Origin of the sequence: [Mycoplasma] phocae (genome assembly GCF_003332325.1) — a bacterium.
Lineage (GTDB): Bacteria > Bacillota_I > Bacilli_A > Mycoplasmatales > Metamycoplasmataceae > Metamycoplasma > Metamycoplasma phocae.
In genome coordinates, this window is the sequence record NZ_CP029295.1 from 193591 (window position 1) to 209515 (window position 15925).

A 15925-nucleotide genomic window follows, 5' to 3' on the forward strand; every position below is an offset into this window, starting at 1 on the left:
GAAAAATTATATTAATTAATATTTCAAAGTTTAGATCAACCTATAGAATATATATATCAAAATTAAAGACAACAATAGGTCATACAACAAACAATAACAAAACAACTATTAAACAAGATAAGAGTTTTTGGTGGATGCCTTGGGTCTGGAAGTCTAAGAAGGACGTGATTACCTGCGATAAGCCTCGGTTAGCTGGAAATAAGCTGTTATCCGGGGATTTCCGAATGGGGAAACCCAATTGAGCTAATCCTCAATTATCATTTCGATGAATTCATAGTCGAATGAAGAGACACGCTGTGAATTGAAACATCTCAGTAGCAGCAGGAAAAGAAAATAAAGAATGATTCCCTCAGTAGTGGCGAGCGAACGGGGAAGAGCCCAAACCAACATTTGATGTTGGGGTTGTAGGACTACTTATACGAAGTTAGACAAAACTTAAACATAGCAGAATAAGCTGGAATGCTTAAACATAGAGGGTGAAATTCCCGTAAGCGAAATGAATAAGTCTTCAAGTAGTATCCTGAGTAGGGCGGGGCACGTGAAACCCTGTCTGAACCCGCCGGGACCACCCGGTAAGGCTAAATACTAACCAGACACCGATAGCGAACTAGTACCGTGAGGGAAAGGTGAAAAGAACCCCGGGAGGGGAGTGAAATAGATCCTGAAACCAATTACTTACAGTTAGTCAGAGCCCGTTAATGGGTGATGGCGTACATCTTGCAGAATGGACCGGCGAGTTATGTCAACATGCAAGGTTAAGTGGAATAAAGCGAAGCCGTAGAGAAATCGAGTCTTAACAGGGCGCTTTAGTATGTTGATATAGACCCGAAACCAGGTGATCTACCCATGAGCAGGTTGAAACTTAGGTAACACTAAGTGGAGGACCGAACCGTAGTACGCTAAAAAGTGCCCGGATGACTTGTGGGTAGGGGTGAAATTCCAATCGAACCTGGAGATAGCTGGTTCTCTCCGAAATAGCTTTAGGGCTAGCGTGTAGTGTTAAGTGGTGGGGGTAGAGCACTGAATATGGAATGGCGGCGCCTAGCCGTACTGACTATAATCAAACTCCGAATACTATCATGAACTACTATGCAGTCGGTACATCGGTGATAACGTCGATGCACGCGAGGGGAACAACCCAGATCGTCAGCTAAGGTCCCAAAATTGTGTTAAGTGAGAAAGGTTGTGGAGTTTCTTAAACAGCTAGGATGTTGGCTCAGAAGCAGCCATCGTTTAAAGAGTGCGTAATAGCTCACTAGTCGAGAGACTCTGTGCCGATAATTTAACGGGACTAAAACACAATACCGAAGCTACGGGCAGAAATGCGTTAGGAGAGCGTTGTAAGGGCATTGAAGCCAGACTGTGAAGACTGGTGGAGCGCTTACAAGTGAGAATGCCGGTATGAGTAACGATTCAGAGTGAGAATCTCTGACGCCTATTGGGGAAGGTTTCCTGGGCAAGGTTCGTCCACCCAGGGTTAGTCGGGTCCTAAGACGAGGCCGAAAGGCGTAGCCGATGGACAACAGGTTAATATTCCTGTACTTTCTAGAATGTGATGTAGTGACGGGGGAGGATAGTATTACCACTTATTGGATTGTGGGGTAAATAATAACTGGGTCGTGTAGGCAAATCCGCACGGCATAACCGGGAGTTATGATGCATAGTGAAATGGCAACAAAGTAGCGAATTATACGATTTCATACCTCTTAAAAAAGCTGCTAACTTAAATTCTGTGAAACCCGTACCGAGAACGGACACACGTCCCCAAGATGAGTATTCTAAGGCGAGCGAGAAAACTAATGTCAAGGAACTCTGCAAAATCATCCCGTAAGTTCGCAAGAAGGGATGCCCACCTTAAAAAGTGGGCCGCAGTGAATAGTAAGGGGGAACTGTTTATCAAAAACACAGCTCTATGCTAAGTCGTAAGACGATGTATATGGGGTGACTCCTGCCCAGTGCCCGAAGGTTAAGCAAAGGTGTTAGCATCTGCGAAGCATTGATGTGAAGCCCGGGTGAACGGCGGCCGTAACTATAACGGTCCTAAGGTAGCGAAATTCCTTGTCGGCTAAATACTGACCTGCACGAAAGGAGTAATTATCTCTTAACTGTCTCGACATTAGACTCGGTGAAATTATGGTTCCGGCGAAGACGCCGGAGACCCGCATCTAGACGAAAAGACCCCGTGGAGCTTTACTATAACTTCATATTGGAGTTTGATTTAACATGTGTAGGATAGGTGGGAGACTATGATGCTTAGACGCTAGTCTGAGTGGAGTCACCGTTGAAATACCACCCTTGTTACGTTGAACTTCTAACTTGTTACCATGATCTGGTAAGAGGACAGTGTGTGGTGGGTAGTTTGACTGGGGCGGTCGCCTCCTAAAGGGTAACGGAGGCGTTCAAAGTTACACTCAATACGGTCAGAAACCGTATCTTAGAGCATAAAGGTAGAAGTGTGATTGACTGTGAGACCTACAAGTCGAGCAGGTGCGAAAGCAGGACTTAGTGATCCGGCGGTTCTTTGTGGAAAGGCCGTCGCTCAACGGATAAAAGCTACCCCGGGGATAACAGGCTTATCTTTCCCAAGAGATCACATCGACGGGAAGGTTTGGCACCTCGATGTCGGCTCATCGCATCCTGGAGCTGGAGTCGGTTCCAAGGGTTGGGCTGTTCGCCCATTAAAGCGGTACGCGAGCTGGGTTCAAAACGTCGTGAGACAGTTTGGTTCCTATCTGATGTGGGCGTTGGAATATTGATGAGAGCTACTCTTAGTACGAGAGGACCGGAGTGGACGCACCGATGGTGTGCCAGTTGTTTTGCCAAAAGCATAGCTGGGTAGCCAAGTGCGGCAGGGATAACCGCTGAAAGCATCTAAGCGGGAAGCCCCCTCAAAGATGAGTATTCCCTTTTAAATTCCTTATAGACTATGAGGTTGATAGGCTGGAGGTGTAAGTGCAGCAATGCATTCAGCTGACCAGTACTAATAAATTGAACGGTTTAATAGTGAATTCTATAGCAGATTAATCTAAATTACAACGATATTCAGTTTTCAGAGAACAAAAATGCGATGAGCCGCAAACAAAACCCGTCAGGGTTTTTTTATTTGCACAAGAAACAGGGGTTGCTCATTTGGTTTTATGAGTGTTGGAAATTATTTTATTGAAAAGTGAAAATATTATTGGTGGTAAAGCGATGATAATTGTGCTGCTGTAATTGTATTAGAATATATTGTCAAGATCGGTAAAATTTAGATTAGATATTAATTTATATTTAGTTATATTAACTCAAGAAAAATTAAAATATTGATAAGAGCTACTATTAATAGGAGAGAATTGGAGTGGATGCGCCGATGGTGTGAGAATTGTTATGTCAAAAGCATAACTAAATATCTAAGTGCAACAGAGATAATTGTTGAGCTTCTAAGTAAAAAATTCTTTCAAAGATAAGTATTCCTTTTAAATTCCTTATAGATCATGAGGTTAATAGGTTGGAGATGTAAGTGCAGCAATGCATTCAATTGACAAATCTACCAAATTAAACAGTTTAATAGTGAATTCTATAGCAGATTAATATAAATTGCAACGATATTCAGTCTTCAGAGAATATATTTTTTTATAACATATTTAAATTTTTTTTAAAAAAAAATTACTTATACAAACCGATATAAGTAATTAATTGCTACTATTTAAAATGTTCTAGAATTTCATCATAATTTGGTTCATTTGAAATTTCCTTAACATAGTCAACATATTCAATTTTGTCATTTTCATCAACCACAAAAACTGCTCTAGTTAATAAACCTAATTCATCAATTTTTGTACCAGTTTTGCTTGAAAAATCATTATAGCGAAATTCGCTAAGAGTAATAACCCTGTTATTATTTCTAATTGAACATCAACGTTTGTATGCGAATGGCAAATCATAACTGATTGCTACTACTGGATATGGTTTTTTCATAAACTTATTCATGAATTTTGTCGTTTCTATTTCGCAAACACTGCTATCAATAGTAGGTATTGAAAAAATTAATCTTCTTTGGCCGCTTAATTGCTTTGAATCAAATTCAGACATATCTAAATTGACTGCTTTAAAATTGGGAAAAGTATCTCCTTTTTTTAATTGATTTCCAATTAGATCTAATTCTTTTCCTTTAAATAAAACCTTCATTTTTTCTCCTTATATTAATTAATAATGTATAAAAATTATAGTAAAAAATCCTAAAACAAACTCATATAAAAGTATAAAACCTATTACGAATGTTGCATTTGAACACAAACAAAAGGTTTTGAATTATAACTGAATTTTAAAAAGCTTACAAAAAATAGATTATAAAACCCCACACATTGTAGGGTGGGTGTTTAAATTATTTCATCTATGTTAATTAACTTCTAATTGTTCCATATTATTTATGATTTTTTTATTCTAAAATTTAAATCAAAATCATCCTTGATCTTAATACATTCTATTCCAAAGGCTTGAAAAATTTTTTCTGATGCTTTAAAATCGTCAGATTCTTCTTTGTAAGCGATTGCATAATAAACTTTAGATATTTTTGATTGAACTATTAGTTTAGCACAATGATAACAAGGCGAATGGGTGACGAAAATTGAGGAATTAGATTCAATTTTGGAATTGGTTAAATTAGCATTTATGATAGCATTGGCTTCGGCATGAACAACATAAGTATATTTTGAATTTAGTACATCTTGTGATTTTTCAGGTCTATTTCACGGAAATATATCATCATTATTTAATGTTTTATTGTTAAAACTTGTCGGCATTCCATTATATCCCAATGAAACTACATAATTATTCGGACTTACAATACAAGCTCCAACTTTTGTTGTTGGATCTTTAGATCGCATCGCACTTAATTTTGCTAATGCCATAAAATAAATTTCTCATTTAATATTATCTTTATTGGCATTTAAAATGATATTTTTTGTCTCTTTATTCATGATTATTATTTTACCATAAAAAAAGACAAAAATGGGCTCCGCAGATCCCATTTTCAATTATTCAGTGAAGTAAGCATATTAAGCTCGTATAAGACATTAACTATGTTAATCCACCTAAACGTGTAAGTGAATTAGTAATAGTATATCATATAAGAATATAAATGATTAAAAAAAGTTAATTTTTTGAAAAAGTTATTTTTTTTATCTCAAATAATAAAATTTGTGTAAAATATTTAGCATAAGGAAAAAAAGCATGAACCAATTATTAAATGTTACACAAAAACTAAATAAGATGTTCTTCTCAGCAATTGCTGACCTTTTTGCTATCGAAATTATTAACTTCAATGACAAGGATATTATGGCAATTAACAAATTCTGCAACAATAATATCTTTAAAGGAGTTAATAATGTAAATATTTCACACATATAATACATTAAACATATAATATAAATATATATAAAGATATTATGATTATTATGATAAAAACTTGAAAAATGTTTAAGTTCTTATATTAATATATTAATAACCTAACTCATTGAAGAAAATAACATAGATAAAAAAGAATAAAATTACAAATAAAATTGCAAATTATTATATTTTGTAGCTAGATAAATAGCATTATCAAATTAACAAATAAGGAAATTAAATTATAATTATTTTGTATATTTTAGCAAATTTAGAAATTACCATAAGGAGCAAATAAAATGAAAAAAAATTTAAAAGCATGAATATTTGGAATATCCACACTCGCAGCAACGGCAATCCCGTTGATATCGGCGTCATGTGTTAAACCAGTATCTTTAAATAAAAAATATGTGTTTGAATATAACACACCACTAATTAATCAAGCCTACGCATTTGATGCATCGAGATCATTCGGTTCATATTCTAGTGGTCAGACATGACAGTATACAGGGGGAGAATTAATTAGAGTTCAACCACTAAATGAAATAGAAATATTTAATGAAATAGTAGGCAATGAACCTAAAATTTTCGTCCAAAAACCTACTTTTTCAAGATATCGTCTTGAATTAGCTAAGGCATTAGTTTTAACTGATAAAAATGGAGAAGTTAATGTTTTTGATAGTGACGATGTTGGTCCTGAACCAGCACCAGATTCAACATCACCTGAGGGTAGAAAATACTACCGTGATGCAACAGTTCAATTAACATCAACTAACGAACGATCAGTTAACAGTCTTAAATTTACTGAAAAACTAAAAACCGCAAAGAAGTTTCAAATTGTGCTAAAAGATGATTTAAATTGAGTAAATAGTAAAGGTGAAAAAACAAAATATCAAATAGTTGCAAAAGACTTCTGATACTCATGACTTAGAACATATTCATTAAATGATGAATTTAGAAACAATCCAGGAAAAGGTGGAGGTTCAAAAGAACTTGATGATTTAGTTCGTGGAAAATTATTTGAACCAAATAGTAGAATATATTCATCAGATGAATCATTTAGTAATGATTATCTATATACCTTGTTTGGTATTAAAGTTGATAGCTTTTTTGAAAAAGAAAAGTTTATTCAAAAGATTGCTGATCAAGCAGATACATATAAAGGTAAAGAATCAATTACTTTTGAAGGAATGGAAGATAAAGAAACACAATTCTCAAGTTTCTTTGACAAATTAATTATTGATGGAGACTATACCTTTATGCCAGCTCCTTCACAATATATTGATGATCTTAACAACACAAAGTCACAATTTATAACTAACTTTACTGGTGTTAAAGTTTCACCTGCTGATGAAGTCAAAATTAGAGAAGAGATCGAAAAATTAGACCATAGTAAACTTGCTTATTTTGCTGGAATTTACTGATATGGAATCTCACAAGAATCAACATTGTATGCTGGACCATATTATTTAAGTGAAGCTCAAAATTCACGTCAAATAATGAAAAAAAATACTCACTATTGAGAAAAATCATGAGTAGAGGCTGATGATACAATTGAAGAGATTGTTTATCTATACCAATCATCACCAATTGAACCAAAATTATTCTCAGATACATCATATCACAAATATATTCAAGGAACAGTATCTGATATTGCTTATTCAACATTATCAACTAGTCAAAAGGGTGAAATTGCTAGAAATCCTAAGAAATTTGGGTTAAGACAAATCAGAAGAAAAAATGATAAAGCTCCATATTATAGAATGGTTGCAACTCCTTTTGTTAACTCGGGATTAACCACTTATGGATTTAATGACGCATATGCTAAAATGATGTGAGGAAAAACTGTTCAACAAATTAGAGAAGGCGAAACCGATGCTAAAACATTTATTTCCGGAACAGGATTGAGCTTTAGAACAATTTTAAATGCAGCAATTAACTGAGATACCTATGCTTCAAATACAAGTTCAGGTCAAGCACAATCATGAGTTGCTAAAGTGCCTGATGGTGCAAACATTAATGGTAGCGACCAAAGCACGGCCAAAAATAAAACTGCTGAGGATGTTGCGGATATAATTAATGGTTTATCAGCAATTGATGCTGACGGTAAATTAATTGATTTTGGTTCTGATTTAGGAAAATCATTAAGACCTTCAAAAAATGAGGAAGCCGTTAAAGATAAATCGAACACTAGTGATAAACTAAAATCGGCCGGTTTTGAAAAATTAAAAGCCGAAATGAAAAGATTAATTGAAAAATTTGATAAAGATAATCCAACTTTAGCAAACCAAAAATTTCAAATATCATATTTATTTCCATTTGTTGCAGCTCCAGATAACTTGCAAAAAGGTTGAAAAGATGTTATAGATGTTATTAAAGAATTGAACCCAAGAATTGATTTAGAAGTTAAATACTTTAGTGATGCTACAAATCCACAATTTCAAACCTGAAGATTTGATGGTGTTAACGGTTCACAAATTGTGTCATGATCAAATGATTATAATGGAATAGGTAGCTCTTATGATGGTTTATCGTGAGCAGCAGGATTAATTCCGACATTAGTTAAAATTCATAATGATAAAAATGAAAAATTCAAAGCAGCATTTCCAAAAATTGCTGAACTTGCTGAAGCAGTTGTTGAACACGAAAATAAAAACCCAACAAACTTTGCAATTCCATTTCTAGATTTAGATAAAGTCGAAACTAAATGAATTGGTCCAAAATTACCAATTGTAATATCACAATATGAATTTAAGAAAAATGATAAAGGTGTATATGAAGCAGTTAAAGAAGATGGTAAATTAAAAGCTTTTACATCAAAAGATAATAATAAACCAATTACTGAACCATATTCATGATCATCAGTCTTCTGATTACAATTTAACCGTAGCAAAACCAATGAAGAATTAACACAATTAATGCAAGAATTAGCAACATTTATTCCATTTGACTTCAGCTTTGGTATTTCTAAAGGTAGAGATGTCTATGGTAAACAATTAATTAATAGTAGTTACATAGTTCCGAACGCTACAGGTTCAGCTTCATATGTATATCAAGATTGAAGAATTAAAAAAAATTAAGAATTAAGAAAGGTATAAAACATGTTTAGATACATTCGGCAACGGATCTTATTTGCTATTATAACCCTTTTCATTATTTCTTTCTTTGTCTTCATATTGATTGCCGCATTCGGTCCAAATCCGGTGCAGCAATTGGCAGAAAAAGAATTTAATAATCCTAATAACAAGGGTGGAACAATTGAGGCGATTCTCCATCGTCTCGAAGTAGATAATGGACTTAGATATGCAAATGCGGATGGAACGCCAGGGGAAAGAATTCCAATATTTGTAAGATATTTCATTTATATTGGAAATATATTTACTAAAGGTGACTTTGGTTTTGTAATTAACCCAGCTAATAACCCCGACCCATCAAACTACCATACCATGAGTCAATTATTCTTTACTCCATTAAGATATACAATACTAATCACATTGCCAACATTTATTATTAGTACAATTCTTGGGATAACAATTGGAGTTTTTGCGGGATATAAACGTGGAAAATGATTTGATAACGTTTCAAACTTATTTGTTTTATTCTTTATCGCTGTTCCATCATTTATTATTGCCCCTATTGCCATAACAATTTCAATTAAACTTGGTATTTCGGCTGTTGTACCGCGAATCGGCGATCAACCATTTGGTGTAGTATTTTTAGCATACTTGCCACCAATTATTGTCCTTTCATTATCATCATTGGCAGCTTATGTTACATACACAAGAAACCAAGTAATCTCAGTATTGACATCAAACTATGTACTGATTGCTAAAACCAAGGGACTTAACCCAACACAAATTTTCTTTAAATACGTTTTAAGAAATATATCAATACCACTATTTTCATTAACCTTTGGATCATTTATTGGATTACTATCAGGTTCAATTATCATTGAAAAATACTGACAAGTACCAGGAACATCAAGCGTTATCGTTAGTGCCTTCCCAAGTGGAGAAATATTTGTTGTTATGTTCTCAACACTATTCTTTACTTTCATAGCATTAATTGCCGAAATTATCGTTGACGTTTCATTTGTACTATTAGATCCAAAAATTAAATATGCTTCGGCAAGCAGAAAAAACTACTACTTATTCTTCAAAGCTTATTTAGAAAGAAGAAAATTAGCCAAAGATTTCTATAAATTGGAGGCTGCAAAACAATCTGCGAATACAAATCATACGGAAGGAGTTAAATAAAATTATGGATGATCAATTAATTAGAACATTTAACAAAAAATACAAAATTAGTAATACCTTAGCATCCAAATTTATTTTTGTTGCTGAAAAAGACAAACAGCAAACTTCTTCTATTGCTGGGAAACCAAAAAAATTAATTGTTGAAGTTTTAAAAAGATTTTTTAGAAATCCCATTGTATTAATCTCATTATTTGTTTTTATCACAATAATTTTGGTATCACTTATTATTCCTGCTGCATCATCGTTTGTAGCACGAGAAAAAATAACTGGATCAGATTATGTGCGATCACTACCACCATTTTACCAACCAAATGTTGAACTAGTTTTAGACTCTACCAATGATAATACTTTTAGATTTTGACAGAATATCTCTGAGCAAGCGAAGGTCGATCCCCAGTATAAACAATGATTAGACTTTTTTCTTTCATCGTTTAAATATGAACTAGTGCCAGGCTCATCAAGTATTAAAGTTAACTACAACGCCTATTCACTAGTTATTGCGGCACACATTAACCAAGTTATTAATGATGCAAAAAATGCCGGAAGAGTTTTAACTGATGCTGATATTCAAGCAGAATTCGCTAAACAAACTGCGATTTATTCAAAGGTATTATTAGGAACTTCTTCAACTGGATATGATATTTGAACAACTTCATGATATGCTACATGAAGAGCGGTAAAAATCGCTTTAATTGTAGTTTTATTAGAAGGATTAATCGGAATATCAATTGGAGCATTTTTAGGTTTCCATGCCGGAAAATTAATCGATACTATTGTTATGCGTATCATTGGAATTTTCACTTCACCACCAACACTAATTTGAATTTTATTATTTGTTTCTATTTTGGGAGCAAAGGAATGAGCATTAATTTTAGCCCTAACCATCGTTGGATGACCAGGATTTGTAGGAATAACCAGATTATTTGTTATCACAGTTAAAGATGAAGAATACATCACTGCTGCTAAGGCAATCGGTGCATCAACTGGCCGTCAAATCTTTGTTCACTCTCTACCAGCAATTATCGGGAAAATCGCCAACTCATTAGTTAAATCTGTCCCAGGTGTAATTTTATGAATTGCTTCACTAGCCTTCTTAGGGTTCTTTAGAGAAGATGGAGATATTAACTTAGGTCAAATGTTAATTGAAGCATCAGCCGAATCAGGTTCAAACCTTTGAATAACTGCCTTACCAACCATTATTCTTCTACTTCTTTCATTATCACTAAACTTTATTGCCCTAGGAATTCATGATGCCCTTGATCCAAAAGTAATTAGAAAAGGAAGAAAATAATTATGAAATCCAAAGAAACTAATTTAGTTCAAGACGATAAAAAAACTTTATATAAAAACAAAAAAAAGGAAATCGCTCTAACAGGAATTAAAGTTCAAAAACTGCCTGATGATAAAATTCTTGAAGTTAGAAATTTACATGTTAGCTTTTTACAAGGACGTAAGAAAAGTATTCATATTGTCCGTGGGATTGATTTAGATGTTCACCGTGGTCAAATTGTTGGACTTGTTGGTGAATCAGGTTCTGGTAAATCTGTTACATCAAAAACCTTAATTAATGTCAACGAAAATGGTATTATTAGTGCTGATAAAATTCAAATTGATGAGTATGAATTAACAAATATTAAAAAACAAAAATTATGAGAATATATTCGTGGTCAAAAAATAGGTTATATTCCCCAAGACCCACTAACTAGTTTAAATCCAACTAGAAAAGTTGGAGCACAATTGCTTGATGCATTAAACAACAATCAAGATTGAAAAGATAAGTTATATATAGAAAAAAAAGAATATTTGATCCAATTGCTAAAAACTTTTGGATTACGTGAAGCCGAAAAAATCTTTGGTTCATATCCTCACACTTTATCAGGTGGAATGAAGCAAAGAATTGTTATTACCATGGTTGTTGCCTTAAAACCGGATTTAATTATCGCTGATGAACCAACAACTGCTCTTGACCCAACTGTTCAAGCCAGCGTTCTAGCTCTTTTTGAGGATATTAGACAAAAAATGGGAATTTCAATCATTCTAATTAGCCACAACATTTCAGTTATTGCTAAATTTTGTGATTATATTTATGTAATGTATGCCGGTAGAATTGTCGAAAGAGGACTAAAAGAAGAAATCTTCACAGCTCCGGCTCATCCATATACTTGAGCACTAATTAGTGCGATCCCTGAATCAAAGGATGAAAAACTTTATAATATCAAAGGAACTCCTCCTGACATGGCAAATTTACCGCTAGGAGATCCATTTGCACCAAGAAATGATTACGCTTTAGAAATTGATTTTCTAAAAGAACCACCATTAATCGAAATTACTAAAACTCATGCAGCAGCAACATGACTTCTAAGCCCTGATGCTCCAAAAGTTACACTATCAAAAGAATTAACAAAACGTTTAGAATTATTTAAGAAGGCATTTAAAAATGGATAATAGAAAAGAAGAAAACAAAAAAGTTATCTTATCGATAGATAATCTAAAAAAATATTTTATTAGTCAAGGTTATATAAATAAAGCTGTTGATGGTGTTTCTTTTGATTTACATGAAGGTGAAATAATTGGATTAATTGGTGAATCTGGTTCAGGTAAAACAACTGTTGGACGAACAATTTTAAGATTATATGATGAATATAACGGGTTCGTGCGTTTAGAGGACAAAATAATTTCTGGTAAAAAAATTAGTTCACAATTAAATAAATTTTTAAGAAAAAATGTTCAAATGATTTTTCAGGATCCACACGCTTCTTTAAATGGTCAACAAAATATTTACACTATTTTAAAAGAACCTTTAGTCGTTAATGGAATCTTGAAAAGCAAAATTAGTGATATTTTCAAAGATTGATTAGAAGTTAAAAAAGCCTTTAAATATTCATTTCAAATTCAAGCAATGCAACTTGAGCTTCAAAACTTAATTGAAATCAATAGTTTAGCAAAACCACTATTTAATAAATGAGTAAAAGAATTTCAAGAAATGAAATTTGATACTGATTTATCAAAAGAAGATAATTTCACATTATTTTTCGGATATTTAGAAGAACGTCAAAATGTGGAGAGTTTAATTATTAACCAAATGTACTCTAATACTTCACAATTGATTGACTACTACTATCAAATGCAAAAAAGATATCGTAATGATGAACTTGAAAAAGTCGAATTAGATTACACTCGAGCAAAAGAACTTATTCGAAAAGAAATTATGTTAAGCAAGGTTTCGGTTAAAGAAATTAAAGCAAGAGAAGAACTAAAAAAATTAAAAGATGAATTAAAAGAGTTAAAACAATCACTTAAAGAACTTAGAAATGAAAATATTAATACATTCGTAAACTTTATTAATGAAAATAAACGTGAAGCTAGCTTAATTAATATTTCGAGATTAATGGCAACTGATCTAGATTTTTATTCATACAATCTAAAAAATGAATTACTATATTTAAAGAAAGCGAAAATCTTAAAACATATTAAATCATTATGTCCTTATATTCGGTTCGAAGAAGTACGAGAAATTTCAAACAAATTAAATCAGTATAGTAAAGAATTTTATTCAAAACATTTACAAGATTTAAAATTCTCAAAAGACTTAAAACAAAAAATTCATGGCCTATTAGAAAATGAATTTAAGTTTTCATTTGATAAACATAAAAAATCTTCAAATCAGGAAAAAACAAATTGAGATAAATTGTTCGCTAAAAAAACTGCTAAAATTGATGAAGTTAAACAAAGTATGTTAATCAAAGAAGCTCCTAAAAACACAAAAGATGATTTAGTTAAATTCTTTGAAAAGACTAAAACAGTTGAAGAAAAATATGAAATTGCACGTTCAAAAATGTTAGTTTCATACAAAGAAAAAATTAAAGATTTATATGACAAGATTAATAAGCAAAATGCAATTTACCAAGATCTTGTTAATAAACAAACTTTTTGTAATAAAAAATATGAATTTTTCAAGGAAGAATTTTTCAAATATGTAAATTTACTTGAAAAAGAAAAAATTGATGCGGCAAAAGCGAAAATTGCTTCACTATCAGCTACTAAAGAGGATATCAAAAAGAATGCTCAAGCTATTAAGGCGGCTAATGATTTAATTAAGAGATATGAAAAAGATTTATCACTGTCTTTAAAAATGTACGAATCTGATATTTCTTTAAAAGAAGAAACATTAAAATCTTTTGATATTGAAAAGAAATATTTAAAACGCGATATTAAAAGTATTTATGTATTGTTAGGAATTGATTTAAAATGAGTTGAACAAAACATTCAAGTAAGTTCTAAAGATTCAAAATGAAAAGAAAGATATAATTTCTTCGATAGCATTTTTGCCTTTCCAATCGCAAAACTTCTTATCTCTGATTTATTAAGCAAAATTATAATCTACAAATCTCTAGAAGATGTTGGTCTACTAAAACAATTTGCTTATCGTTATCCACACGAATTTAGTGGTGGACAATTACAAAGAATTGTTATTGCTAGAGCGCTAATAACAGAGCCAAAAGTAATTGTTGCCGATGAACCAATTGCTTCACTTGATATCTCAATTCAAGCTCAAGTTGTTAACCTGTTAAAAGAGTTATGTTTAAAGAAAAACATTGGTTTAATATTTATTGCCCATGACTTGAGTATGATTGAATATATTGCTGATAAAGTAGAAATAATGCACTTGGGTAAAATTGTTGAAAAAGGAAAAACTGAATCAATCTATTCAAATCCAGTTCATCCATATACTATTAATTTATTCAAAGCTATTCCAAAAATTTCAAATGTTAATGAAAAATTTGAGAATGTCTCATTTGCTTTAGATTATTTAGATGCTCAACAATTTCCTAATATTCCAGAAATCTTTAAAGTTGAAGAAGATCATTACATATATGGAACAAAAGAACAAGTAAAAGAATGAATGGATTCTTCTTATAAAAGAAAATACTAAAATATAAATTTTGTGAAAATGCACGTGTTTGTGCATTTTTATATTAATTAATAATCTTAATTATAAAATAAAGGATTTAATATAAAATATATACATTAACAATGAAAACAAAAACAACATTTAAAAACAGAATTAAAGATTACTGAAAAAATGGTTGAACACCTGGTACCATAACCTATTTTTCTCTATCCGCAATATTTTACATAACCTTAATATTTGTTATTCGTTTTGCATATAAAGGTGAAAACCAAAAAGATTGACAAACAGCAATTACAGTTTCATTTGGAATATCATTGGCCTTAAATGTTTTAATTGTTTTAGTTCGAAAAGGACTTGGTAGGGGACTTTTTAAACCACTTATTGATTTAAACCGTAGTCGAATAATTCATAGTCGTGCTAAAAATAAATATACTAATTTAATGACTCAAGCCGAACGAGATAAAATCTTAAATCAAGAAAGACGTGAGTATGATAAAGAGCTTAATAACAAAGCAAAAAATCGACAATACAAAGAAACTAATAATTTATGCTTTTATCTACTAATTGCTATTTCTGTTTTAGCATTTTTAATTTTAATTCCATTTTTCATCTTAAAAATTAGATGGTAAAATATTTGCAAAAGAGGTGAACAAAGTGAAATATTTAATTGGAAATTTAAAAATGAATTTAACATATCTAGAAAGTAAAGGATACCTTGAAAAAATTTCTGAAGGTTATGATAACTTAGTGGTTAATCCGAATGTAAAATTAGGAATGGCATTTTCACATGATGCAATTTCTTTGGCTACTAAATACCCCGATCGAAAATTTTGATTAGGCACACAAAACATTGCTCACAAAATTAAAGGAGCATTGACTGGTGAAGTATCCATTAAAAGTGTTGAAGAACTAGGTCTTGATTTTGTCTTAATTGGACATAGCGAACGTCGTTGTTTATTTAATGAAAATAATGAACTAATAAACGAAAAATTAGCATTATTAGCAAAAACCAAAATAAAAGCTATTTTATGTATTGGTGAAAATTATGAAGAATTTATCGGGGGCAAAACTGAAGATGTGATTAAAAATCAGCTAGAAATTGCCCTAAAAAATATCGATATTTTTGATAATTTATTAATTTCTTATGAACCGGTATATTGTATTGGAAATGGAATTATTCCAAAAAATGAACATATTCAAAAAATTGTTAACTTAATTCAAAAGCTAACTAATAAAAATATCCCAATATTATATGGTGGATCGGTTTGTAAAACTAATATTTCAGAAATGGCAAAAATTAAAAATCTTTCTGGCTTCTTAGTTGGCACATCTGCTATAAATCCTGACGATTTTATTGAATTGTCAAAAATTTTATAAAAAAACAAGACCAATT

General features: G+C 31.9%; 10 protein-coding genes and 1 rRNA gene. 9 read left to right on the forward strand and 2 right to left on the reverse strand.

Translation table 4 applies throughout. The features are described 5' to 3' along the window. Nucleotides 1-106: 106 nt before the first annotated feature. A 23S ribosomal RNA gene (locus DA803_RS00855) occupies nucleotides 107-3005 on the forward strand. Nucleotides 3006-3681: 676 nt separating this feature from the next. Here the strand turns inward: DA803_RS00855 and tpx are convergent. Next, nucleotides 3682-4167, reverse strand: a complete 486-nt coding sequence (tpx, locus tag DA803_RS05995) for a thiol peroxidase (protein WP_114190758.1) — start codon at nucleotides 4165-4167, stop codon at nucleotides 3682-3684. A gap of 239 nt (nucleotides 4168-4406) precedes the next feature. Further along, a complete protein-coding gene (locus tag DA803_RS00865) occupies nucleotides 4407-4958 on the reverse strand; it encodes a deoxycytidylate deaminase (protein WP_277869740.1) in 552 nt (183 codons plus the stop codon). A 253-nt stretch (nucleotides 4959-5211) separates the two neighbouring features. Between DA803_RS00865 and DA803_RS03310 the strand changes: the two genes are divergently transcribed. From DA803_RS03310 to DA803_RS00900, 8 genes are all read left to right on the forward strand, one after another. Further along, entirely contained in the window at nucleotides 5212-5388 is a 177-nt protein-coding gene (locus DA803_RS03310; protein ID WP_170120256.1) for a hypothetical protein, read from the forward strand. Nucleotides 5389-5663: 275 nt separating this feature from the next. Next, complete coding sequence (locus DA803_RS06000) at nucleotides 5664-8444, forward strand: OppA family ABC transporter substrate-binding lipoprotein (protein ID WP_114190759.1); 2781 nt, start codon at nucleotides 5664-5666, stop codon at nucleotides 8442-8444. 21 nt (nucleotides 8445-8465) lie between these two features. Next, complete coding sequence (locus tag DA803_RS06005; RefSeq protein WP_114190760.1) at nucleotides 8466-9620, forward strand: ABC transporter permease; 1155 nt, start codon at nucleotides 8466-8468, stop codon at nucleotides 9618-9620. 4 nt (nucleotides 9621-9624) lie between these two features. Continuing rightward, nucleotides 9625-10911 carry an ABC transporter permease gene (locus DA803_RS06010; protein WP_114190761.1) on the forward strand — a complete coding sequence of 429 codons (1287 nt, stop codon included), beginning with the start codon at nucleotides 9625-9627 and terminating at the stop codon, nucleotides 10909-10911. Nucleotides 10912-10913: 2 nt separating this feature from the next. After that, the gene (locus DA803_RS00885) at nucleotides 10914-12065 is read left to right on the forward strand and encodes an ABC transporter ATP-binding protein (RefSeq protein ID WP_114190762.1); all 1152 of its coding nucleotides are present in this window, start codon (nucleotides 10914-10916) and stop codon (nucleotides 12063-12065) included. Then, the gene (locus DA803_RS06015; protein WP_114190763.1) at nucleotides 12058-14553 is read left to right on the forward strand and encodes an ATP-binding cassette domain-containing protein; all 2496 of its coding nucleotides are present in this window, start codon (nucleotides 12058-12060) and stop codon (nucleotides 14551-14553) included. Before DA803_RS00885 ends, DA803_RS06015 begins: the two co-directional genes overlap by 8 nt. A 101-nt stretch (nucleotides 14554-14654) precedes the next feature. Further along, nucleotides 14655-15161 carry a hypothetical protein gene (locus DA803_RS06020; protein ID WP_114190764.1) on the forward strand — a complete coding sequence of 169 codons (507 nt, stop codon included), beginning with the start codon at nucleotides 14655-14657 and terminating at the stop codon, nucleotides 15159-15161. 16 nt (nucleotides 15162-15177) lie between these two features. Then, on the forward strand, nucleotides 15178-15909 hold the full coding sequence (locus DA803_RS00900; protein ID WP_277869741.1) for a triose-phosphate isomerase: 732 nt from the start codon (nucleotides 15178-15180) through the stop codon (nucleotides 15907-15909). Nucleotides 15910-15925 lie beyond the last annotated feature (16 nt).